The organism is Streptomyces sp. 11x1 (assembly GCF_032598905.1).
Taxonomy (GTDB): domain Bacteria; phylum Actinomycetota; class Actinomycetes; order Streptomycetales; family Streptomycetaceae; genus Streptomyces.
The window spans coordinates 4,933,778-4,954,657 of the sequence record NZ_CP122458.1 but is presented as its reverse complement, the minus strand read 5'-3'; the positions used below and the strand labels follow the sequence as shown (position 1 = coordinate 4,954,657).

The window sequence follows — 20,880 nt, the reverse complement described above, 5'->3', positions numbered from 1 at the left end:
CCGGCCATCGCACAGGTGCCGCTCGGCGACCGGCGGGCGGCACCGTTCAGGGGGAGGCACACCAACCGTGATCGACGTGCTGTGGGACGCGGCACCGGCCATGTCGGAGGCGGCACCGGCCACCGGTTCGCGACCTACGGGTCCGCACCACTCGGCCACCGGTCCGCGCCCCGCGCGCTCGCTCGGCTCGGCCGCCGCCCGGAAGGTCGTGGCGGCGGTGAGGGCGGGCACGGCGGGCCGGTTGTTCCCCCCGGTGCTGCGGCTCGCCGACGACGGTCTGCTCGTACACGACCGCTTCCTGGTCGGCGACAGCGACGCGGACGTCCTGACGGCGGCCCTCGCCTCCCCTCGATTCGCCCCCGTCGTCGCGGTGTTGGACGCCCTGGACGCCTGGTGCGGGCACGCCACTTCCCGGTACGGCACCCTGCTCGCCCCCGGTCTGCTCGACGTGACCGACGGCGCCCTTTTCGGACCGCTCGTGGCCGAGGCGTTCACCGCCTGTGCCGCCGGCGTCCCCTACGCGGCCGACGAGCAGCACACCCACTGGACGACGTTCCTGGACCGGTTCCTGGAGCGGGTGAGCCGGGACGTCACCGGGCCCTGGTTCGACCGGCCCGCGCTGCGTCCGCCCCTGACGGGCATCGAGGCCCAGGGCGGAGAGACGCACAACGGCCGCGGCAGGATCCTGCGCGTGGGCCTGAGCGGCGGTGGCGTCGTCGCGTACAAGCCCCGCCCGGCGGACGGCGAACTGCTCTTCCTCGCCCCCGAGGACTCCGTGTTCGCCCTCCTCAACTCCCTGCCGCCCGTGACGGGACCGGTCGTGCTGCCCGTCCTGCGCTGCACGGCGGGCAGCGGCCCCGACCGACGGGACTACACCTGGCAGGAGTGGATCGAGCCGCCCTCGCAGTGGGGCCCGATCCGCTCGGCCCCCGGAAGACGGCTCGACGGGACCCGGCTCGGCCGGCGCCGCGCGGAACTGCTGTGGCACCGGGCGGGGTCCCTCGCCGCTGCCGCGTTCCGCTTCGGCATCGCCGACCTGGCCGAGGGCAACATCCTCGCCGGGACGCGACCCGACCTGCCGGAACCCCTCCTCTACCCGGTGGACCTGGAGATTTTCCTCGCGCCGCTGCCACGCCTCTACGACACCGGACTCGTCGCCGACACCGAAGCCGGAGACCACCACCACCCGGGGTTGGAGGACCAGCCGCGCTGGTGCACCCTGGACGGACCGGTCGCCCACTTCACCGAACGCCCCGACGGCGAACCCCCCTACGGCGAACTTCCCGACGGCGGTCTGCGGTTGGTGCGCAGAAGCCGGCCCTGCGCGCGCGGCCGGACCCGCACGGTCGTCGCGGACACCCTGGGGCGCGCCGGATACGGGCCCTACCTCCCGGAGTTCCTGCGCGGGATGTTCGACACCTGGACCCTCATGTCCCGTCACCACGACGTGATCCGGTCCTTCCTGGTCCGCGCCGGACGCGAGCGGCACGTCCGTGTCCTGCTGAAGCCGACGGCCGCCTACACCGAGGTGCTCGCCGACCGCCTCACCACGACGACACCGGGTCCCGCCGACACCGTCTTCGGCCCCGAGGAGACGGCTCAGCTCGACGCGCTGGACGCCCCCTACTTCTTCCGCTCCGTGCAGGGCGGGCCGCTGCTGCGCACCGGAGAGGCCCCCACTCCCGTACCGGGCGCCCCGCACCCGGACTGGCCGCCATCGGCCACCGTCCGCGACGAACGCGGCCGCGACCTGGCCGGCCTCGGCGTGGCCCTGCGGGACGCCGTGGAGTACGTGTACGACACCGTCGGGCCCGGTGACCTTCACGGGGACGGCGTCCACGTCCGGCTCACCGACCGGCACACCGGCGAGGTCGCCTTCGACCGGCCGCAGGCCGGGCGCCGGATCGTCTACACCTGGGACCGCGACACGACGAGGATCCGTTCGGAACGGCTGGCGCGGCCCACCCCGGCACTCGACGTGCTGCCTGCCCCCGCACTGGACGTGCTGCCTGCCCCCGCACTGGACGTGCGGCCCGCCCCCGCACTCGACGTGCGGCGGCGCCTGCTGGCGATCGACCGGGTGGACGCGGCCCTGCGGGCCCGCTGGACCGACTCCCGCTTCGGCGACGAGGAGACCGGGGAGAGACTGCGCGCCCTGACCGCCGCGGCCGTCCGCTGGCTGGAGGACGTCGTGCGACGGCACGGCTGGCCGGGCAGGGCCCTCGTCGGCCCGGCGGCGGCGGCCGCGGCCTGCCGGCTCCTCCAGCACGCCGAAGGGCCGGCGGACTTCCAGTACGAGTGCCTCGGGCTCATCGAACAGGCCGCCCGCGACGGGGATCTGCCCTGGCGTCAGGTGGCGTACGTGACCGACGCGCTGCGGGTCCGGGAAGGCCGGCCGCAGCTGTACGGGACCAAGTTCCGCATGCGGGAAGGGAAGCTGGAGCCGTGCCCCATCGAACAGCCCGAGCAGGTGGACGAACGTCGTCGCCGTCTGAGGATGGAGCCGCTCGCCCGGTACGCCGGCCGGCTGCACCGCCGGTACCAGCCGCACACCGGGTGACCGGGACCGCGTGGGACCTCTTCGCCGCCCGCCACTGGGAGCGCACACCGGTGGTGGTGCCCGCGCCGGGCGGCCCGCTCACCGTCGACGCCGACCGCGCCTACACGACGATGGTCGAGGCCGCGCGACCCTTCCGCGCCGGGACCCGTTTCCAGGCCCTGCCCGATGTCCGCTTCCACGTCGAGGACGGCCGGATCCGAGCCCCGGGCGACCTGCTGCCCGGGCCGGGGGACACGACCGCCGAGCGGTACGCCGAGCGCCTCGACCAGCGGATGGCGTCACGCGGCCGGCTGCTCGTGGTGGAGCAGGGACTCATGCTCGACCCGCCGTTGTGGGCGGGGGTGCGCTCCCTGGTCACGCCCCTGTGGGAGCGGGTCGGCTTTCCCGTCCTGCCCGTCGTCGCCGAACTCGTCCTCGGCGAGGGCATCGCGGAGCGCCACGGCTCCCCGCACTCCGCCCTGGTCTGGGTGCTGCGCGGCAGCCTGACGGCCACGCCCCGGGGCTCCGGGCCCACCCTCGACGCCGAAGCGGGCGACCTGCTCCACTGGCCGGCCGACCGGCCGCACACCCTGACCTTCGGTCCCCGCACCATGGCCCTGCGGCTCCTGGTGCCCCGTGACCCCCGACTGGCGACGGCGGAGGTCACGGGCGTCGTGGCCGGCCTGCTGCACGCGCGGCGCGGCCAGGAGCGCGTCCCCTACCTGCCGTACCCGCCCGACGGCCCGACCCCTCCCGACGTGCCCGAACTGGCGAGTACGGCGGAGCTGGTGCGCGAGGTGACGGCGACGCCACGGCTCGGCCGGCTGCTGAGCGCCGTGTGGGCGCGCAGGGTCAGCGCCGCCGGTCTGGAACCCGCCCCGGACGCGCGGCCACCCGTACGCCTCTCCCCGGGCGACCGCCTGCGGCCGGCGTCCGCCGTCGTCCGGATGCCCCTCGACGACGGGCAGACATGGCTCTGGGCGGTCGACGGCCACGCCTTCTCGCTCCGCGGCACCCTCGGCGAACGCGTCCTGGACCGCCTGCGGCAGGGCGACACCCCCACGGTCCGCGACCTGTGCGCCGTGGCGGGCCCGGGACACGACGAGGCCGTCGTGGCCCTGCTGGAGAAGCTGTACACGCTGCGCGGCGTGGACACGGACGAGGACATGGACATGGCCACGGACACGGACGTGGACGTGGCCGGACGGGAGAGCGGCACGTGAGCACCTCGGCGGCGGCGGTGGCAGTGGCGGTGGCGGTGGAGACGGAGTTCGACTGGACCACCTTCGCGGAGCGGTACTGGGACCGGGCGCCCGTGCTGTTCCGTGGTCTGTCGCCCACCCCCTTCGAGGTGTCGGAGGTGTTCCGGGCGGCTGTGCAGGCCGGCTCGTGCGTGGGACCGGAGGAACGGGTGCCGCCGCACGCGCAGTTGACGGTCGAGCGGGTCCAGCGCGACACGGCCGACGGCCTGCTGCCGACCGCCGAGGACGGCGGCTTCGACGGATACGACACCCGGCTGGCCGCCCGTCTCGGCGCCTCGCGGTACGCCCTCGTCGTCAACGACTTCCACGCGTTCGACGCCGCCCTGTGGTCGCGTGAGCGCACCTTCTACGCCGGCCTGTGGGAAGCGGTCGGCCTGCCCGTGACCGGCGCCATCACGACCCTGTTCCACGGCACCTACGAGCACAGCCCCGTCGGCGTCCACAAGGACCGCTTCGCCACCTTCATGTTCGGGCTCCGCGGCCGCAAGCGCATGCGGTTCTGGCCGCGCAGGCCGTGGGACGAGGCCGTCTCCACCAAGGTCGACTACACCGGGCACCTGCCCGGGTCCTTCTCCGCCGACGTGGGACCCGGAGACCTGCTGTACTGGCCCGCCGACTACTACCACGTCGGTGAGAGCGCCACGACGTCCCCCGCGACCAGCGTCAACGTCGGTGTGCCCCGGGACGAGCACCACGCCGGTTACGAGGTGGAGGCCCTCATCGCCGACCTCGACCCGACCCGGCTCACCGGCCGCGGCAGCCTGGACACCCTGCTCCACGTTCCCGAGGCCGAGGTCGGCGCCCCGGGCCCCGGTGCGGACGGCCTGCTGTCCCCCGTGCTCCCCGAGGCGCTCGGCGGTGCGGTGCGGGCGCTCGCCGCCTTCGCCCGGCCCGAGCGGACGGGCCCCCGCGTCACCACCGTCTCCCTGCGCCACTGGACCTCCGGAGGCTTCGCGCCCGCACCGGCCGCCGCCGCGCCGCTTCCCCTCGCCGACGCCGACCGCCTGCGGACCGTGCCCGGCGCGCGCGTCCTGTGGGCCCCGGACGGCGACGACAGGACGCTCTGCACGGCGAACGGCCTCCAGACCCGCACCCCCCTCGGGCCCGGCGCCCTGACGGCGGTGACCCGGGCGCTGGCCGGCCCGGACCCGGTGCGGGTGGCCGACGTCCTGTCCCTCGTCCCGCCCGGCACACCACGCGACGACGTCCGCGCCCTGCTGGAGGCCCTGGAGAGCTTCCGAGCACTCCGCCGGGAGCCCTGAGCCGGACCGGACGGCCGACCTGAACTCTGGCGCCGGGTACGTGTCCGGCCGGGGTGACCGGGTGCGAAGGGTCAGGTCCGGCAGGCGTACCCCGCGGGGACGGTGTCAGCAGGTCTCGTCGAGGTAGCCGCTGGTGCCCTCGGGCACCACGTTCTGGTCGCGGCGGACGATGCTCAGTTCGCCGCCCCAGCCCTCGCAGGCGTTCGCCAGGCCCTTCGCGGTGTACTCGACGACGAAGACGTTGTTGTCGAACGCCTTCGCGAAATCACCGCACTCGTCCCACTCGCCGCACTCCTCCACCACGGCGAAGTCCAGCCCCACGGAGGTGCGGTCGGGCGCGAGTTCCAGGGTGTTCTTCTGGGCGACGGCCAGGCCCTTCGCGTGGGCGTGCGCCGACAGCAGCTTCATGAACGCCTTGGCCTGATCGGCCGTGAGCTGGTCCGGGAAGCGGGTGAACGTGTCGTAGTTGTCGGGCTCGACCGCCTGGTACCCCTTGGCCGCGCACTCGTCGATCCAGGAATTCACCCGGGCGGCGATGCGCTGCCGCTTGGCGGCCGTGCGAATGTCCAGGACGGCCTCGTTCCAGTCCTCGTCGCGGACGATCTTCCCGGCGGCGTCGCGCAGTAGCAGATCGGAGTCCCAGTCGTCCTCCGCGTCCTCCTGCGCCTGGAGTGCGTTGAAGTTGCAGATGTTGTATGCCCCGGGCGCGGCCGGGTCCTCGTAGCTACGGCTGACCACCCGCACGCCGGCCGGCAGGGTGTACGCCCCGCCGATCTGGTAGTCCCACCGCACGTGCTTCGGGGGCAGGGACACGGCGGCGGACCCCGACCCCGAACCCGTCCCAGCCCCAGCCCCCGTCCCAGCCCCAGCCCCAGCCCCAGCCCCCGAGCCTGACGGGCTCTGCCCCGTCTCCCCGGTCGCCGTCAGCACCATGAAGCTCAGCCCCGCGACGACCAGGACCGCGCCGACGCCGATGAGGAGACGCCGCCCACGACGTCCCTGCCGAGCGGGCCGCCCGTCGGGGGCATCCGGGGCATCCGGGGCGTCGGAAGCCGGGGAGCCTGCCGCCGACTCAACGGGTTCCCCCGGTTCCGGCGAGTCCGGAGGCTCCGGAGCCTCCGGCAGCGTCAGTACCAGGCTGTGCAGCTCGGCGAGATCGGGGCGTTCGGCCGGGTCCTTGGCCAGGCAGCGTTCGGTGATGCTCCGGAGCGGTTCGGCGACCCCGTCCAGGGCCGGCGCCTCGTACATCACCTGATAGCCCGTCAAGTAGGGGCTGCTCCCGTCGAACGGACGGGTCCCGGTGGCCGCGTACACCAGGACCGAACCCAGCGAGAACACGTCCGACGCGGCGGTGACCTCCCGGGGGGAGGCGAACTGCTCCGGCGACATGAAGGGCGGCGTCCCGATCAGCCGCCCCGTCACCGTGAGGGCCTCGTTGTCGACGGCGTGCGAGACGCCGAAGTCGATGACGCGGGGGCCGTCCTCGGCCATCAGGACGTTGCTCGGCTTCAGGTCGCGGTGCACCACCCCCGCCCGGTGGATGTCCCGCAACGCCTCCACGAGCCCCAGGGCGAGCGTGCGCAGCGCACGTCCGCCCAGCGGCCCGTCCTCGGCCACGACCTCGGAGAGGGTGCGGCCGGGCACGTACAGCGTCGCCATCCACGGCTGTTCGGCGTCCGGGTCGGCGTCCACCACCGGCGCCGTGAACGCCCCGCTGACCTGGCGTGCCGCCGCGACCTCTTGCCGGAAGCGCGTGCGGAACTCGTCGTCCTGCGCGTACGGGGGGTGGACGACCTTCACGGCGACCTGCCGTCCCGAGGCCGAGCGGCCCAGGTAGACGATGCCCATGCCGCCGCTGCCGAGCCGGTCGGTCAGCGTGTAGCCGCCTATGGACTCCACATCACCGGGCCTCAGCGGCATCGCCCGTCACCTTTTCCCTGTGCCGTGCCTTCGAATGGCTGTTCAGTGGGATCAGAGTAGTCGCGCGTTTTTCTCGCGAGACAGCGCTTACCGGGACATGCTGATCCCCAGCCCGAATGCCGCTATTCACACCTGCGTTCACACCGGACGGCGGCCCGGGATTTCCTCGCGTGGAGCACGTTCCCGTCCAGGGGCAGCGGGCTCCGGTCCACCAGGGCGAGGCCCGCGTCGGCGAACAGCCGGCCGTAGTGGTCGGCGCGCCGCTCGCGCCCGCCGACGTTGCACATCATGTGCAGATCCCAGGCCGTGGCCAGCGAGGCCGAACCGTCGGAGGGCAGGACGCGTTCGACGACTAGGAGATCGGCATGGTCGGGCATCGCGCGGGCGCAGTGGCGCAGGATCTCGCGGCAGCGCTCGTCGTCCCAGTCGTGCAGGACGCGGGACAGGACGTACACGTCACCGCCCGCGGGGACGTCCGCGAAGTCGCCGGCCACGAAGGCGCACCGCGTGCCGTGCCCCGCCTCCGCCAGTCGGCGGCGGGCGGCCTCGACGGCGTGCGGACGCTCCAGCAGGACCCCCTTCAGACGGGGGTGCGCGGCGAGGACACGGCCCAGCAACTCCCCGTTGCCGCCTGCCACATCGACCACTGTGCCCCCGACCGGGGCTTCAGCCGCGGCGGTGAGCACCGGATGCGCGGGCAGCGGGTCGAACATCGCGGAGCCGGCGGCCATGGACCGGTCGAAGAGCTCCGCCAGCTCGGGGTCGCGGGCGAAGTGGTCGAAGTGGTTCTCGCCGAAGAGGTGCTCGAAGGCGACCTCTCCGGTGCGCACGGTGTGCCCGAGCCCGGCGAAGGACCGGTAGAACGGGCCCCCGTACATCAGCGCCAGCGCCCGCATCGATCCCGGGGCGTCCGCTCGTAGCAGCGCGCCCGGCCCGGTGAGCCGGAAGCCGTCGCGGCCCTCCGCCACCACGCCCAGCATCACCAGGTAGCGCAGCAGCGTCGCCAGGTTCTCCGGCCGTGCGCCGACCTCCCGCGCCAGCTCCGTCACGCCGGTTCCCCGCTCGCTGTCCATCGCGTCGGCCACCCCGAGCTGCGCGAAAGCGGTCAGCGCCTGGGTGGTCCACGCCCCGGTCAGCAGGCGCAGGAGCGCTTCGGCCGGCTGCCGTGCGCGGTGCCCGGCGAGGTGGTCGGCGAGCACGTCGCGGTGGTCGCCGGGGACGTACAGCTCCACGCGCCGGTACCCGGCCTTGGCCTCGGCGGGCGCGTCGAAGTAGAGGACGGTGCCGTTCTCGTGCGGGTTGTAGCCGCCGCCGTCCGGGGCGGCCCCGTAGCGCGCGAAGGTCGCGCACAGGCCGCGCAGCACCAGCGGTTCGGGCGCCGTGACGTCGAACGCGAGGTGGGTCTCGTGCTGCCGCTCCCGCTCGTGCGCGGCCAGCGTCTCCAGGCCGGATCCCGGCGGCACGGTCAGCGCGAACACCTCGACCGTCCGGTGCTCCCCGCCCGCGCCGACCACCGAGGGGCGCACGATGCCGATGTCCAGCTCGGCCCCCGGCCGCCGGTGCCGCAGCGCGAGTCGCTCGCGTACGACGACACTGGGCCTCGGCGGCGGGACCGCGCCGAGGCCGCAGTCGGTGAGCATGGCGCGCAACTCCGCCTCGTCCGAGGGGAAGACGAGCAGCGCGGCATGGGAGAAGCGGCAGCGCTCCGCGAGAGCCCGTAGCTCGGGACCGTCGAGGCCGGGCAGCAGCAGCGGGAGCAGCGCGGCGGTGTCCTGCTCCTTGACGAAGTCGACCGTCGCGCGCAGGCGGGACGTGTCGCTGTCGCCCGACAACGTCGTGATCATTGCGGGGATCCTCATTCGGGGTGCGGAACTCGGGTGTGCGGAGGGGGAAGAAGAAAGGAGAAGGCTCATACGCCGACGTAGTGCTCGGCGAACCAGTCCTGCCGGGTGCGCGAGCTGCGCAGCGACGCGAGGCGGGCGCGCCGCAGGGAGTTGTGGAACGAGAGCGTGCCGTCGGTGCTGTGGCCGTCCGCGCCGTGGCCGTCGGTGCCGTGGCCGTCCTTGCCGGGTGGGCCGTGCAGCAGTCCGATCATCCAGTGCGAGAACTCCTGAGCGCGCCAGATGTACGGCAGGCAGCGCGCGGAGTAGGTGTCGAGCCCCTCGGTGTCGCCGTGCCGGAGCGCGTCGATCAGGGCGCGGGCGAGGAACTCCGCCTCCAGGACGGCGAGGTTGGCGCCCTTCGCTGCGGACGGGCTGATGAGACCGGCGGCGTCGCCGACCAAGAACAGGGAACCGTGGCGCAGCGGTTCGAGCACATCGGACTCCAGGTCGACGACGGTCCGCTGCACCACGGGGCCGCGGTGCAGCGGACCGTACTCCGTCGCCCGCATCCGCAGCTCCAGCTCGTCCCAGAGGCGCTCCTCGGACCAGGCGTCGGCCGGGGTCCCGCGCTCGCACTGCAGGTAGTAGCGGGTGATCTCCCGGGTCCGCGCCATGTGCCCGGCGAAACCCCGCTCGTGCACCGCGTATCCGACGGCGTCCAGGCTGGGCGGCGCCTCGGCGAGCAGTCCGAGCCAGGTCACGCCGTGGTCCAGGTGGTGACGGTGTACGGAGCCGGCCGGCAGCGACCGGCGGGCCACGCCGTGCCGTCCGTCGCACCCGGCCACGTACCGCGCCCGCCAGCCGCCGGGCCGCCCGTCCGCGTCGCGCACGGTCACCGAAGGCCGGTCCGTGTCGGCGTCGAGGACGTCCATGGCCTCGGTGGTGAACTCGACCTGTCCGCCGGCGGCCAGGTACCGCGTCAACAGGTCGGTGACCAGCCGCTGTTGGGGATAGACGGTGTGCCGTTCACCGCGCCCGAGGCCGCTGTAGTCCAGCCGGAACCGGCCGTCCTCCGTGCGGAACTCGCAGGTGCTGTGGGCCTGTCCGTCCCGGCGCAGCCCCTCGGCCAGCCCGTGCCGCTCCAGGATCCGTACGGTGTGGGCGGCCAGGAACCCGGCCCGCGCCCGCGTCTGGACGTACGCGCGCTCGGCACGCTCCAGCAGGACGCAGTCGATCCCGCTGTCCTGGAGGAGATTGCCGAGCACGAGCCCGGCCGGACCGGCACCGAGGACGACCACATCGGCTGCTCGCCGGATCTTCCTATCTGTCACGAGAAGGGATAGTAGGTGCCAGGAAGTTCCCTACCGGACGAAGATCACCTGAACGAGAAGACCAAGAACCGTGACGTGCCGTGACGCGGCCGCGACGCCGGCGGGGGAGTGGCCTCAGGCGGCCGTGGCGGGGCGCGGTGTGCCGCGGAAGACCTGGCTGATGTGCCAGTCGAGGTGGTCGGCCGCCACGAGGCGGACGCCCGGCTGCGGACCGACCAGCGCACGTCCCGCCAGGGCGATGACCGGGCACATGGCCCCCGGCCGGGTCGAGGACGTTCCCGCCCCCTACACGAGTCTGCGGTGCGGTGCCTGTGGGTGGATCGACAAGGAATCGCGCAAGAGCCAAACCGGGTTCGTCTGTTCCTCCTGCGGCTTCACCTGCAACGCGGACACCAACGCCAGTATCAACGTCGCGGCAGGACAGGGCGGGATCCCCCACCAGGGGGATGTCAAATCAAGCCTCCCACCTGCGGGTGGACCGCACCTCCGGCCACTGGCTCAGCCGATTGCGGGGAGTTGGTTCTGGGAGCGGCAGTCCCGGCAGTGGCTGTGTCCCGCGGAGCGGAAGCCTCGGTCGCAGCCGTCGCAGTTCCGCATTTTCAGGACCACTGGGCGTTCTGGGGTTTCGGGACTTCCGGTCGGTGGTGCGGTCAGGGGTGTTTCCTTGAGGCGGTAGGCGAGGATGCCGACGGGGCGGACGAGGAGGTCTGCCGGGAGTCGTGCGGTGAGGTGGTCGGTGATCTGGGTGGGCAGGAGGCCTGTTGCGAGCCAGCGGGTGACGGCCGGGGCGAGGCGGGCGGCTTCCCGTTCGGACAGGACGAGGCGGGGGTCGACCTGGCGGAGGCCGGCGAGTACGGCGATGGCTCGGGGGTCGGCGTCGGTGAGTGGGGCCGGTGCCTCGGCCTCGGTCTTGGCTTCTGGCTCCGCTGCCTCCTCCGTCTTCACCTCCGCCGGTGCGGGCGTCTCCACCGTGTCCGGCGCGGCACCGGGTGCGGGCGTGGCGGCGGCGGGTTGCTTCCGGGGGCGACGAGGCTTGGGCGGCCTGGGAGGCCCGCTCGGGTCCGGGTCTGGTTCGCCGCCGGGGACGTCGTAGAAGAACGTCCGGGTGCGGACCTGCCCGGTGGGCGTTCGCTCGCACCGACGCTCCAGGTATCCGGCCGCTTCCAGTTCCCTGAGCGCTCGCGAGATGAGGATCTCGCCCTCGTCGAAGTGCGCGCACAGGGCGGTGATGCTCACGGGGGTGCCGGTGGGCAGGGAGGAGATGTACGTCGCGACGCCGACCGTGACCGCGCTGCCGCGCCGCTGCGCGAGGGCGTTGGAGATCACCGTGAAGTCGGCTGTCAGCCGGGTGCGTACGTGGATCACGCCGGAGGTGGGTACTCCGGCGTCGGCGCGCAGGGGCGCGTTAGACTGCGAATCAGCCATTGGGAAGGTTCGAGCTTCCTGATCGGTCAGGCCCTCGATCGGGATTGCAGTCCCGGCCGGGGGCCGATGTCTTTGTGCGGTTGTCGCGGCGAACGTAACCGTCCGCATCCCGCGCCTGCAAGCCGGTCACCCGGACGGGTGAAGCGGCCCCTCGCGGCCAAGGAGGGTGGGTGGGCGGGTAGTTCTTTCCCCCGGTTCTTTGGGGAGGTCAGTGGCCCGCCGGACCCTCGTGGACAAGGGCCCGGTGAGCCCGGAAGACGGACGGCGGCCGGGGCCCGGCCGCCTCAGGGGTGGTGCTGCCCGGCCTTCAACTCGCCTATGAAGGCGGCCCAGGTGGCTGTGTCGAAGTGCAACGCCGGGCCGTGCGGGACCTTGCTGTCACGGACGGGGACGACGGTCCGGAACCCGTCGGCCACCTCCACGCAGTCGCCTCCCTCCTGATTGCTGTAGCTGCTCTTGCGCCAGGCGACGCCGTTCAGATCGGGACGGGACGTTGGCTCCACGGTGGTTGTCCTCCATCACGGATCGGATCATGTCGAGCGACATGAGCGGGGGCAGAGCTGCCGCCCGCAGCCGATCGTAAGTCAGCGCGAAACTCCTGACTTGGTCCGGATCCTCGATGAGTTGGCCGTAGTGCGCGCCTTCCGTGTAGGCGATCTCCGAGCCGTCCGGCATGGTGAGCACCGTGAGCGATCCGCCCAAGGCATCGTGCTCACCTTGGTCGAACGGCAGTACCTGCATGGTGATGTGAGGTTCCGCCGTGGTCCCGAGCAGCCGCGCCAACTGCTCACCCATCACCTCCCGGCCACCGACCGGACGCCTGAGCACTGCCTCGTCGAGGACCACCCACAGTTCGGGACGGTCGGGCGTACCGAGGCGCTCCTGTCGTCCCATGCGAAGGGCGACCCGCTCTTCCAACTGCTCCTCGCTGCTGAGCGTTCGGCCGACCCTCAGCACCGCCCGCGCGTAGTCCTCCGTCTGCAACAAGCCAGGCACCACATGAGCCGCGTACTGCCTGATGGTCACCGCCCGCTCCGAGTACTCCATGAACTTCCGCGACCAGTCCGGAAACGCCTCCCGGTACACGTACGGCCACAGGTCCACCAACAAGTCGTCCGCGTCGAGGGCCGCGTCCAGCGCACGCGCCAGCTCCAGCGTCGGCTTCGCTCCGGACGTCCGCTCGATCTGGGTGATCCGCGTGCTGACCACGTGCGTCCGGTCACCGAGCTCGGCCTGCGTGAGTCCGGCCGCCGTGCGGAGCCTGCGCACCCGCGCGCCGAACAGCGCCGCCATCGACGCGCTGGGATCAATTCCGTTGGCCAAAGCGTCACTTCCGTTCCTTACGGACTGAAAAGTAAGGCTGCGTCACCTGTTGAGCGTAGGGCGATCGGACGACTCTTGGACACGGAACGTGACGATTCGCGTACACCACGAGATGTCTCAGCTCGACAGACAAGGACGGACCAGCCGTGCTGACAGCAACCGCCACCCCGTCGGACGAACCAGGACTCCCCGTGGTCGCCCAGCGGTTCGTCTCCTCCCCGCGAGGTGCGCGGCTTGCCCGGCACCTCGCCGTCAGGCGCTTGGAGGAGTGGGGTTACCCGGCGGCGTCCGACGTGTCGTGCAGCGTCGCTCTCGTCGTCGGCGAACTCGCCGCGAACGCCGTACAGCACGGCCGAGTCCCCGGACGGGACTTCGGTCTCCGGCTCACCCTCGACCTGGCGGCGGGGCTGGTTCGTGTCGAGGTCGCCGACGCCGCCTCGGCGAAGCGACCACCCACGGCCCCGCCCTCGTCGTACCCCGAGGGCGAGTCCGGCCGAGGGCTGCTGCTGCTGGTGGACGTCCTGGCCGCGCGCTGGGGATCGGAGCCTCGTCGCCCGATGGGCAAGACGGTGTGGGCGGAGGTGTCCCTTGAGGCGGCAACTCGCCCGTAGATAGCCGGAATTGAGCCAACCCACATGATCGCCGCAAAGATTCCCTGCCCCACCGAACCTCTTCCGTGTGGCGTGCATCTACAGGGGGGCAGGCGCGCACCGACCTTGTGCGCCGATTCGTATGCGAGGGGAATCCGACACTTCATGAAGAGCAAGCTGACCGCCGTGGCCCTGGCGGCGATCGTCGTCGCCGGCACCGCCGCTGCCACCGCACCGGCCTCCGCCGCCCAGGCCGCGCCGACCCGCTGCCACACCGCCGACCTGAAGGCCGGCTTCGCTCTGGGGGACGACGCGAGGCCGGAGATGAACCAGACCGAGAAGCAGACCCAGGCCTACATCTGGTTCACCAACCGGAGTGAGCGCACCTGCACGCTGTCCGGCTTCGCGGGGGTCGACATGGTCGGCGCCCAGACGACCGACGGCACCTGGTCGTTGGTGCGCTCCTCCCAGAAGCCCACGAAGATGACCCTGGAGAAGGGAGACACGGTGGACTTCAGCATCACCCTGCTCCCGGTGGCCGCGTCCACGCCCCGGGCGGAGAAGTTCGTCCCGTCGAAGTTCCTGGTCACGCCGCCGAACGAGACGGAGCACTTCACCCTGACGTGGCCGTTCGGCGGCCAGATCCTCAAGCAGGACGGCGCCACGCGCCCGGCGACGTACCTCAACCCGATCGGGCTGTGACAACGGTGGGCACGGGCCGGTCTTGACCCGACCCACCGACAGGCCGGTCCTGGACCGACCGACCCAGGGGGCGGCCTCGGCGAACGAGGCCGCCCCTTCAGCTCTCGCGGACGCGGAGCGTGGGAGTGCAGCTCGTCGGGCGGGCGTTCCGGGAGGACATGTGCCTGGAGGCGGCGCAGGCGGTCGAGGACCGGCTCGGGGTGATCACAGCGGTCGACCCGCGCGGGGGTGGCAGGGCCGACACGCTGGCTGAAAACGCGCCCACTCACCGTAAATCGCTGTCCACGGCAGCCTGGTGTCGCGATACGAGTAGGGGCGCCCGAGGCTCCCACGACGATCGGCGCCCGGAACGACGACCGGAACGACGACCGGAACCACGACCCCCGAACGGACACCATGAACACGGCCCCCACCGAGGACCATGCGCCCTCCTGTCGAGACCTGGTCGGTCTCCTCGCCCAGAACGACCGGCGTGCCGCCTACGCCGCCCTCGCCCTCGGCGCGGCCTCCGTGGCCGAGGTCGCCGAACTGGCCAAGCTCCGCCCACCGGCGGCCGCCGCCGCGTTGCGGAAGCTGACGGACGGCCGGATCGCCGCCTTCGACAGCGAGAGGCGCACGTACACGCTGCTCGACGACACGTTCCGGCTCGCGGTCCAGGCCGAGGTCAGGGTCTCCGGCCGGGGCGGCGGGGACGGGGCGGGCTCCTACTTCCGCCGTGGCCGGCTCACGTCCGTTCCGGGCAACGCGGAGGTGCGCGGCCGCGTACTGGCCGTGGTGCGGGACTCGTTCGCGCCCGGCGTCACCTACTCCGAGGCCAAGGTCAACGCGATCTGCGGCGAATGGTTCGACGACTGGGTGACCCTGCGCCGCGCCCTGGTGGACGAGGGCCTGCTGCGCAGGAACGAGTCCGGCACCACCTACGAGCGCGTCTGACGGTCAGTCGCCGCGTCGTGTGGTGGACGGCTGGAGGAGCTGGTCGACGGGGGCGTAGTCGTCGGTGAGGGGGCGGGCGCCGGCGATCCAGGAGGTGAGGTCGTCGCCGGTGGTGGTCCGCCAGCCGGTGCGCCGGGCGTCCAGCGCCTTCTGCGTCGCGCGCAGGTCGAGAGGCCGGTCGGAGGCGAGCACCACCAGGTTGCCGCCGTCGGAGGTCGCGGTCGCGGTCGTGTCGAGGCCGATGTCGGCGGGCTCGCCGACGACGGCGACGTGTTCGAAGGCCTCGTCCAGGGTGGCCACCTCGGCACGCGCGAAGTCCATCCCGCCGTGGTCGATGAGGTTGGCGACGTACAGGCCGTCCGGGACGAGCACCCGCCGTACGTCGGCCATCGCCTCCACCGTCGTGAGGTGCCACGGCACGCTGACGCCCCCGAAGGCGTCCCCGACGACGAGGTCCCGGCTGTCGGCGGCCAGCGCCCGCAGGCCGAGCCTGCCGTCCTCGACGCGTACGTCGATCCCGGCCCCCGGTCGCAGCCCGAGCCGCTCGCGGTCGATGCGTACGACCCCGCTGTCGATCTCGGACACGAGGCTGCGCGTCCCGGGCCGCGTGGCGGCGAGGTAGCGGGGGAGGGTGAGTCCGCCGCCGCCCAGGTGGTGCGCGGTCAGGGGCTCACCTTCGGGGAAGGCGGCGTCGACGGCCGACGCGATGGCGCGTACGTACGCGAACTCCAGGAACGTCGGATCGTCGACGTCGACGTAGGAGTGCCGCAGGCCGTCCAGCACGAGCGTGCGGCCGCTGTCCCGGTCGGGGTCCGCGACGACCCGGGCGCAGTGGTACCTGGTCTCCGCGTCGCAGCCGCCGGGCGCGACCGCCGTGCCGAGGCCGCCGGCGACGACCGCGAGGGTCAGGGCGGGGGTGCCGGTCCCCCTCCACCGCCGGGTTCGCCACTCGACCACCGCCGAGCCGACCACCAGCAGGGTGCCGAGGCCGATCAGGATGCCGCTGACCGGCAACCGCGACACGAGGACGAAGCCGGTGAGGACGGTGCCGACGATGGCGCCGACGGTACCGACGCCCGACAGCCGGCCGACGACCGTCCCGGTCTCGGCGAGACTGGTCAGCCGCAGCTTCGTCACGATCGGGGTCACCGCGGAGAGCAGCGCGCCCGGCACGAGGATCGCCAACGACGCGATCAGCAGCAGCAACGCCGGTGCCCACTCCGCGGCGGTGCGCAGTACGGCGGGGGTGAGCGCCACGACCGCTCCCGACACCCCGAGCGAGGGACCGATGAGCCGCCGTGGATCCACCTGGTCGGCGAGGCGCCCGCCCAGCCAGGAGCCGACGGCGATCGCCGTGAGGGCGATGCCGATCACCAGGGTGCTGGTCTCCAGGGTGAGACCGAGGTAGGGCGCCAGCAGCCGCAGAGCGACGATCTCGACGACCAGGACCGCGGCCGAGGACCCGAACACGAGCACGGCGGCGGCGCGGGGACCCAACCCCTGGTCGCGAGGACTGCCCTCGGCGCCAGGTCCGGGTAAGGACGGCGATCCGGTCACGGCCGACATCCTCGCACGCGCCCCGTCACACCACTGCGGCGACCGCTACCGGTCGGCCCGGAGGAGCCCGCATCCGCGGCACCGCGACGCACACCGTGTGGCTCGGATCGGCACGGTGACCCCATGCTCCCGGTCGCCCTCTCCGGCACCGACGCATCGGCCAGGCCAAGACCGGCATCGGCTACCGGCACCGGCAAGACGCTGGGCTTCGCTCTCCCCTCCTCGCCCACGTCGTCCCCGCTCCTCGCGCGGTTGCCGCCGTCGGTGCCGCACGGCAGTGGTAGTGGTACCTGTCCGGCGGCTGCGCTGCCGCTCCGCGCTTTCGTGGATCCTGGGTGGTGGTTCACAGTGGGGTGGTCGGCCGTCGGGCGTCCATACGATGCCCGGTCGGAGAACGGGTGGCGGCGGAAGGGAGACTGGCGTGACGGATCACCGGGAGCGTCCCCGGCGGCGGGGGCAGGGCGAGCTGGAGGCGCAGATCCTGTCGGCGCTGCGGGAGGCGGAGGGTCCGGCCACGGTCGGCTGGGTGCTGGACCGTCTCGACGGTGACCTCGCCTATACGACGGTGATCACGATCCTGACGCGGCTGTTGGCCAAGGGTGCGGTGACCCGGGAGCGGGTGGGCCGGTCCTTCGTCTGGACGCCCGCCTCGGACCAGGCGGGCCTCGCGGCGCACAGGATGCGGAAGGTGCTGGACAAGGAGAGCGACCGGGAGGCGGTGCTCGCCAGCTTCGTCACCGGCCTCGGCCCGGACGACGAGCGACTGTTGCGCGAACTGCTGGGTCGGAGTCGGAACGAAGGGGAAGACTGACGCCTCATGGGGGTCTTCGTCTTTCTGCCGCTGGTCCTGCCGCTCACGGCATGGCCGATGGCCCGCCTGGCCGAGCAGCATCTGCATCCCCGCGCCGCGACCCGGCTGCTGACCTGGGTGGCCGCGGTGATGGCGACGTGCAGCACGGTGTGCCTGGGGCTCGTGATGGTGGTCGGCACCGCCCAGTTGCCCGGCAACCCGCTGCCCGACGGCTGGTCCGACCCCGAGGTGCGCGAGGCCGTGCCCTACGACGAGGTGGCCGGCAAGGCCGCCATTCCCGCGCTGTTCGCCGTCCTGGTGGTCTGCGGTCGGACCGTGTGGCGGCACGGCCGCGTGCGCCGCAGGGCCCACCGGGCGCTCGGCGGGCTGCCGGGCACGGAGGTGGTCGTCCTGCCCGACGACACCCCGTACGCGTACGCGTTGCCCGGCGGGCGCCGGGACCGGGTGGTCGTGACCACCGCGCTGCTGTCCTGCCTGGAACCGGCCGAGCGCCGGGCCCTGTTCGCGCATGAGCGCGCCCACCTGGCCGCCCGGCACCACCGGTTCCTGCTCGCCGCCCAACTCGCCGCGTGCGCCAATCCGTTCCTGCGGCCTCTGCGCACGGCCGTGTCCTACACGGCGGAACGATGGGCGGACGAGGAGGCGGCCCAGGTGGTGGGCAGCCGCCGGACAGTGGCGCACGCGATCGGCAAGGCGGCCCTGGTCTCCCGTGGGACCCCGGTGCCGACACTGGCCGGGTTCGCCTCACCCGGCCCGATCCCACGCCGGGTGACGGCCCTCCTCGGCCCGGCCCCCCTCGTGCGCAGCTGGCCCTCGGTGTTCACCACGGTGGGCCTGGCCGCCTGGGGAGCCGCCGCGGGCACGGCCGTATCGGCGATGTCGTCCGCGAACTCCGCGGTGACCATGTTCCTCATCCTGTACGCCGCCACGCCTCTCTGAGCCGCCACGCGGTGCCGAAGTTCCGCGACACCTCATTGGTGGCGTTGAGTCGGGCGCCCCGAAGCCGCCCGTCAGCTCTCCTCTTCCTCCTCTTCCTCGTCCTCGCCCTCGAAGAAGTCCCCGACCTCGTCGACCACTTCGGCGGCCACCATCCCGCCGACGACGCCGACCGCGAGTCCGGCCGCACCCGCGGCGACGACCGTGCCCATGCCGGGGCCGGAACGGTGGCCGTCATGGTGGTGATCGTCATGGCCGTGGTGACCGTGGCCGTGCGCGTACGGGGCACCGTGCCCGTCGGAGGCGGGCGAGCCGTACGTGGACCGGTGTTCGGCCAGCCCGCGGATCCAGCCGTCGACGACCGCGTTCCAGTCCTGGTGCTCGACGCCCTCGTGGGAGACGGTGAACCGGGTCAGCGCGTCATGGCCGGAGGAGAACAGGCCGCCGCGCTTGTCCGCCTCCAGGACGACCTCCATGCCGCCCGGGTCGGCCAGGAACGTCACCTCGATCTCGTTGAACTGCTGCGCGTACGAGGGCGCCGGGAGCAGCTCGATCTCCTGGTAGAAGGGCAGCTGTTGGCCGGTGCCGCCGATGCGCCCGTACTCCAGGTCCGCAGACCTGAAGCCGAAGCCGAGCTGACCGAGCGCTTCGAGGATCGCCTCCTGCGCGGGCAGCGGGGCGACGGCCAGCTGGTCCAGGTCGCCCTTGTCCTTGGCGCCCGAGACCGCCAGTTCGGTGCGGACGCCGAGGACGATGCCCAGGCCCTGCCCGTACAGCTCGGTGATCGGCGTCTCCCAGGGCAGCGTCACGCTGAACGGAACGCTGCGCAGCTCGCCCTCGGCGAGCCGGAAGCCGCCGCCGACGGTGAACCGGTCGAAGGTGACGACCCCCTCGCCCTCGCCGTCCCCGTGCTCGGCCTCGACCCGTGCCACCAGCTCCAGCGTGATGTGGTCGATGTCGAAGTCGGCGTCCCCGCCCTTGAGATGGACCTGGCCGGTCAGCGCACCGCCGGGCCGGGCCGCGCCCGGGTCGAGGACCGTGTCCACCGTGGGTCCGCCCATGCCGAGCGAGCCGAGCAGTCGTTTGAACACCATCGTGGCGTCCACTCCTTCTACGTGCGTGTGTTTCTTGGGGGGTGGTGCCGCCGGGCCGCGGGCTTCGCGGCGCCACGGCGGTTCGCGGGCTGGTTACTCGGCCGCGTCGAGGGCGGCGAGCGCCTGTGCCCAGCGGACGTACTTCAGGTGCGCCAGGTCCGCTATGGTCGTGACCCCGAACGCCTCCCGGAGCAGTTCGCCGTCACGGTCCGAGACCCCCTTCAGGGCCCCGACCGGGGCCCCGAGGATCTCGGGCAGGCTCTTGTCCGCCCACGACTTGTCCAGCACCTTGTCCAGGTCGATCGAAGCCATGTGTGTCGTCTCCAAAGGGTGCGTGCGAGGCCCGGCCCGCGCCGGATCTTCTACAAACATGTAGAAGAATAGTTTCGCCGACGGCCGCGCAGTGCACGGTCCGCGCGGGCGCGACGGAAAAGGCCGAAACGCATACCCGCAACGGCCGGAGGGCCGCGCTCGGCCACCGGTATGAGCCCCCGGACCGACAAGGCCGCCTGGCGAGCGCTCGACCTGACGCGCGCCTACGTCGCACGCGGCCACGCCGCGAGCATCGAGCGCCTGGAGCCGGACCATCTGGCGCACACCCGGGGGCGTCTCCTCAGTGACTCGTGATCGGGCAGCCGACCCCGTTTGACCTTGACACGGTGACAAGGTCTTGACTCCTTCCCAAGGAGGTGGTCCCGATGACCATGATGAGAGGGGACACGGATGCGATACGAGCGCTCCAGGGGCTGGAGGACAGTCGCTCGTCCGTGCGACTGCGGGCCGCTCTGGCGGTCGGTACGGTGCCCGACCCGTGCTTCGTCGACAAACTCATCGAACGATGCGCGATCGAGCCCGAGTTCTTCGTCCGCGACATGCTGACCTGGGCACTCACCCGTCACCGGGTGTCCCTGACGCTCCCCAAGCTGCTCCGCGAGGTCCGCTCCGAGCGTGCTCAGGCACGCGGCCAGGCGCTGCACACGCTGTCCAAGATCGGGGACCGGCAGGCGTGGCCGGCGATTACCCGGGCACTGTTGTCCGACGCCGACGACGAGGTGGCGCGCAGCGCCTGGCGGGCCGCGGTTGTGCTCGTCCCGGAAGGAGAGGAGCCCGCCCTGGCCACGAGCCTGGCGACGCAGCTCGGGCGTGGTGAGCGGGAGACGCAGCTGAGTCTCAGCCAGGCGCTGGTGGCACTGGGTGAAGTGGCCGGGCCGGCCCTGCACGCCGCGACGACGGCTGAAGACCCGCGCGTGCGTGCACACGCGCTCGCCACCCAACGGCTGCTGCGGGACCCCGACGCCGGATTCGAGCTGGCGATCGAGGAGGCCAAGCGCGTCGCGGCCCTCACCGGAGCCCCCAAGGCAGACGATTGACC

The 20,880-nt window shown here is 72.6% G+C and carries 19 protein-coding genes and 2 pseudogenes; 11 read left to right on the top strand and 10 right to left on the bottom strand.

The window, feature by feature from the left end; genetic code table 11:
• Positions 1-67: 67 nt before the first annotated feature.
• From P8T65_RS21685 to P8T65_RS21675, 3 genes are read left to right on the top strand one after another with little or no spacing between them, the layout of a single operon-like run.
• Positions 68-2,560, top strand: coding sequence for a DUF6624 domain-containing protein (locus P8T65_RS21685; RefSeq protein WP_316726952.1), 2,493 nt, complete (start codon positions 68-70; stop codon positions 2,558-2,560).
• A complete protein-coding gene (locus P8T65_RS21680) occupies positions 2,557-3,762 on the top strand; it encodes a hypothetical protein (protein ID WP_316726951.1) in 1,206 nt (401 codons plus the stop codon). Before P8T65_RS21685 ends, P8T65_RS21680 begins: the two co-directional genes overlap by 4 nt.
• The gene (locus tag P8T65_RS21675) at positions 3,759-5,063 is read left to right on the top strand and encodes a JmjC domain-containing protein (protein ID WP_316726950.1); all 1,305 of its coding nucleotides are present in this window, start codon (positions 3,759-3,761) and stop codon (positions 5,061-5,063) included. Before P8T65_RS21680 ends, P8T65_RS21675 begins: the two co-directional genes overlap by 4 nt.
• Before the next feature lie 105 nt (positions 5,064-5,168).
• Here the strand turns inward: P8T65_RS21675 and P8T65_RS21670 are convergent, their stop codons facing one another.
• From P8T65_RS21670 to P8T65_RS21655, 4 genes and pseudogenes are all read right to left on the bottom strand, one after another.
• Positions 5,169-6,983: an endo alpha-1,4 polygalactosaminidase gene (locus P8T65_RS21670; protein ID WP_316726949.1), complete on the bottom strand. Its 1,815-nt coding sequence runs from the start codon at positions 6,981-6,983 to the stop codon at positions 5,169-5,171.
• Between the two features lie 122 nt (positions 6,984-7,105).
• The gene (locus P8T65_RS21665; protein WP_316726948.1) at positions 7,106-8,827 is read right to left on the bottom strand and encodes a methyltransferase; all 1,722 of its coding nucleotides are present in this window, start codon (positions 8,825-8,827) and stop codon (positions 7,106-7,108) included.
• Between the two features lie 65 nt (positions 8,828-8,892).
• Positions 8,893-10,104, bottom strand: a complete 1,212-nt coding sequence (locus P8T65_RS21660) for a 4-hydroxybenzoate 3-monooxygenase (RefSeq protein ID WP_399103178.1) — start codon at positions 10,102-10,104, stop codon at positions 8,893-8,895.
• A gap of 147 nt (positions 10,105-10,251) precedes the next feature.
• A pseudogene (locus tag P8T65_RS21655) lies at positions 10,252-10,383 on the bottom strand (restriction endonuclease); the annotation flags it as partial.
• Here P8T65_RS21655 and P8T65_RS21650 point away from each other — a divergent pair.
• Positions 10,376-10,540, top strand: a pseudogene (locus P8T65_RS21650) (zinc ribbon domain-containing protein); the annotation flags it as partial. The pseudogenes P8T65_RS21655 and P8T65_RS21650 overlap by 8 nt on opposite strands.
• 95 nt (positions 10,541-10,635) lie before the next feature.
• Here P8T65_RS21650 and P8T65_RS21645 read toward each other — a convergent pair.
• From P8T65_RS21645 to P8T65_RS21635, 3 genes are all read right to left on the bottom strand, one after another.
• Positions 10,636-11,562, bottom strand: a complete 927-nt coding sequence (locus P8T65_RS21645) for a hypothetical protein (RefSeq protein ID WP_316726946.1) — start codon at positions 11,560-11,562, stop codon at positions 10,636-10,638.
• 284 nt (positions 11,563-11,846) lie between these two features.
• Positions 11,847-11,978 carry a DUF397 domain-containing protein gene (locus tag P8T65_RS21640; protein ID WP_316731658.1) on the bottom strand — a complete coding sequence of 44 codons (132 nt, stop codon included), beginning with the start codon at positions 11,976-11,978 and terminating at the stop codon, positions 11,847-11,849.
• Entirely contained in the window at positions 11,941-12,855 is a 915-nt protein-coding gene (locus tag P8T65_RS21635; RefSeq protein WP_316731657.1) for a helix-turn-helix transcriptional regulator, read from the bottom strand. The genes P8T65_RS21640 and P8T65_RS21635 overlap by 38 nt, the downstream gene beginning before the upstream one ends.
• Before the next feature lie 176 nt (positions 12,856-13,031).
• Here P8T65_RS21635 and P8T65_RS21630 point away from each other — a divergent pair, with 176 nt between their 5' ends.
• The 3 genes from P8T65_RS21630 (at position 13,032) to P8T65_RS21620 (ending at position 15,110) form a co-directional block, all read left to right on the top strand.
• The gene (locus P8T65_RS21630) at positions 13,032-13,496 is read left to right on the top strand and encodes an ATP-binding protein (protein ID WP_316726945.1); all 465 of its coding nucleotides are present in this window, start codon (positions 13,032-13,034) and stop codon (positions 13,494-13,496) included.
• Between the two features lie 144 nt (positions 13,497-13,640).
• Positions 13,641-14,177 (top strand): DUF4232 domain-containing protein, encoded by a 537-nt coding sequence (locus P8T65_RS21625; RefSeq protein ID WP_316726944.1) that lies wholly within the window; start codon positions 13,641-13,643, stop codon positions 14,175-14,177.
• Between the two features lie 396 nt (positions 14,178-14,573).
• Positions 14,574-15,110, top strand: coding sequence for a DUF2087 domain-containing protein (locus tag P8T65_RS21620; RefSeq protein WP_316726943.1), 537 nt, complete (start codon positions 14,574-14,576; stop codon positions 15,108-15,110).
• A 3-nt stretch (positions 15,111-15,113) separates the two neighbouring features.
• Here the strand turns inward: P8T65_RS21620 and P8T65_RS21615 are convergent, their stop codons facing one another.
• Positions 15,114-16,667 carry a fused MFS/spermidine synthase gene (locus P8T65_RS21615; protein WP_316726942.1) on the bottom strand — a complete coding sequence of 518 codons (1,554 nt, stop codon included), beginning with the start codon at positions 16,665-16,667 and terminating at the stop codon, positions 15,114-15,116.
• Positions 16,668-17,046: 379 nt separating this feature from the next.
• On the opposite strand from P8T65_RS21615, the gene P8T65_RS21610 reads away from it, so the two are divergent.
• Both P8T65_RS21610 and P8T65_RS21605 read left to right on the top strand, forming a co-directional pair.
• The gene (locus P8T65_RS21610) at positions 17,047-17,478 is read left to right on the top strand and encodes a BlaI/MecI/CopY family transcriptional regulator (protein ID WP_399099622.1); all 432 of its coding nucleotides are present in this window, start codon (positions 17,047-17,049) and stop codon (positions 17,476-17,478) included.
• A 6-nt stretch (positions 17,479-17,484) separates the two neighbouring features.
• A complete protein-coding gene (locus P8T65_RS21605) occupies positions 17,485-18,417 on the top strand; it encodes a M56 family metallopeptidase (protein ID WP_316726940.1) in 933 nt (310 codons plus the stop codon).
• A 71-nt stretch (positions 18,418-18,488) separates the two neighbouring features.
• On the opposite strand, the gene P8T65_RS21600 is transcribed toward P8T65_RS21605, so the two are convergent.
• Both P8T65_RS21600 and P8T65_RS21595 read right to left on the bottom strand, forming a co-directional pair.
• A complete protein-coding gene (locus tag P8T65_RS21600; RefSeq protein ID WP_316726939.1) occupies positions 18,489-19,508 on the bottom strand; it encodes a sporulation protein in 1,020 nt (339 codons plus the stop codon).
• A 93-nt stretch (positions 19,509-19,601) separates the two neighbouring features.
• Positions 19,602-19,820: a hypothetical protein gene (locus P8T65_RS21595; RefSeq protein WP_316726938.1), complete on the bottom strand. Its 219-nt coding sequence runs from the start codon at positions 19,818-19,820 to the stop codon at positions 19,602-19,604.
• Between the two features lie 171 nt (positions 19,821-19,991).
• On the opposite strand from P8T65_RS21595, the gene P8T65_RS21590 reads away from it, so the two are divergent.
• Both P8T65_RS21590 and P8T65_RS21585 read left to right on the top strand, forming a co-directional pair.
• A complete protein-coding gene (locus tag P8T65_RS21590) occupies positions 19,992-20,135 on the top strand; it encodes a hypothetical protein (protein ID WP_316726937.1) in 144 nt (47 codons plus the stop codon).
• A gap of 71 nt (positions 20,136-20,206) precedes the next feature.
• Complete coding sequence (locus P8T65_RS21585) at positions 20,207-20,878, top strand: HEAT repeat domain-containing protein (RefSeq protein WP_316726936.1); 672 nt, start codon at positions 20,207-20,209, stop codon at positions 20,876-20,878.
• Positions 20,879-20,880: the final 2 nt, after the last annotated feature.

Excerpts from the sequence above, each read along its gene's own strand:
- P8T65_RS21670 (WP_316726949.1), bottom strand. The coding sequence starts at position 6,983 with ATGCCGCTGAGGCCCGGTGATGTGGAGTCCATAGGCGGCTACACGCTG.
- P8T65_RS21665 (WP_316726948.1), bottom strand. The coding sequence starts at position 8,827 with ATGATCACGACGTTGTCGGGCGACAGCGACACGTCCCGCCTGCGCGCG.
- P8T65_RS21645 (WP_316726946.1), bottom strand. The coding sequence starts at position 11,562 with ATGGCTGATTCGCAGTCTAACGCGCCCCTGCGCGCCGACGCCGGAGTA.
- P8T65_RS21635 (WP_316731657.1), bottom strand. The coding sequence starts at position 12,855 with ATGGCGGCGCTGTTCGGCGCGCGGGTGCGCAGGCTCCGCACGGCGGCC.
- P8T65_RS21625 (WP_316726944.1), top strand. The coding sequence starts at position 13,641 with ATGAAGAGCAAGCTGACCGCCGTGGCCCTGGCGGCGATCGTCGTCGCC.
- P8T65_RS21620 (WP_316726943.1), top strand. The coding sequence starts at position 14,574 with ATGAACACGGCCCCCACCGAGGACCATGCGCCCTCCTGTCGAGACCTG.
- P8T65_RS21610 (WP_399099622.1), top strand. The coding sequence starts at position 17,047 with ATGCCCGGTCGGAGAACGGGTGGCGGCGGAAGGGAGACTGGCGTGACG.
- P8T65_RS21605 (WP_316726940.1), top strand. The coding sequence starts at position 17,485 with ATGGGGGTCTTCGTCTTTCTGCCGCTGGTCCTGCCGCTCACGGCATGG.
- P8T65_RS21600 (WP_316726939.1), bottom strand. The coding sequence starts at position 19,508 with ATGGTGTTCAAACGACTGCTCGGCTCGCTCGGCATGGGCGGACCCACG.
- P8T65_RS21595 (WP_316726938.1), bottom strand. The coding sequence starts at position 19,820 with ATGGCTTCGATCGACCTGGACAAGGTGCTGGACAAGTCGTGGGCGGAC.
- P8T65_RS21590 (WP_316726937.1), top strand. The coding sequence starts at position 19,992 with ATGAGCCCCCGGACCGACAAGGCCGCCTGGCGAGCGCTCGACCTGACG.
- P8T65_RS21585 (WP_316726936.1), top strand. The coding sequence starts at position 20,207 with ATGACCATGATGAGAGGGGACACGGATGCGATACGAGCGCTCCAGGGG.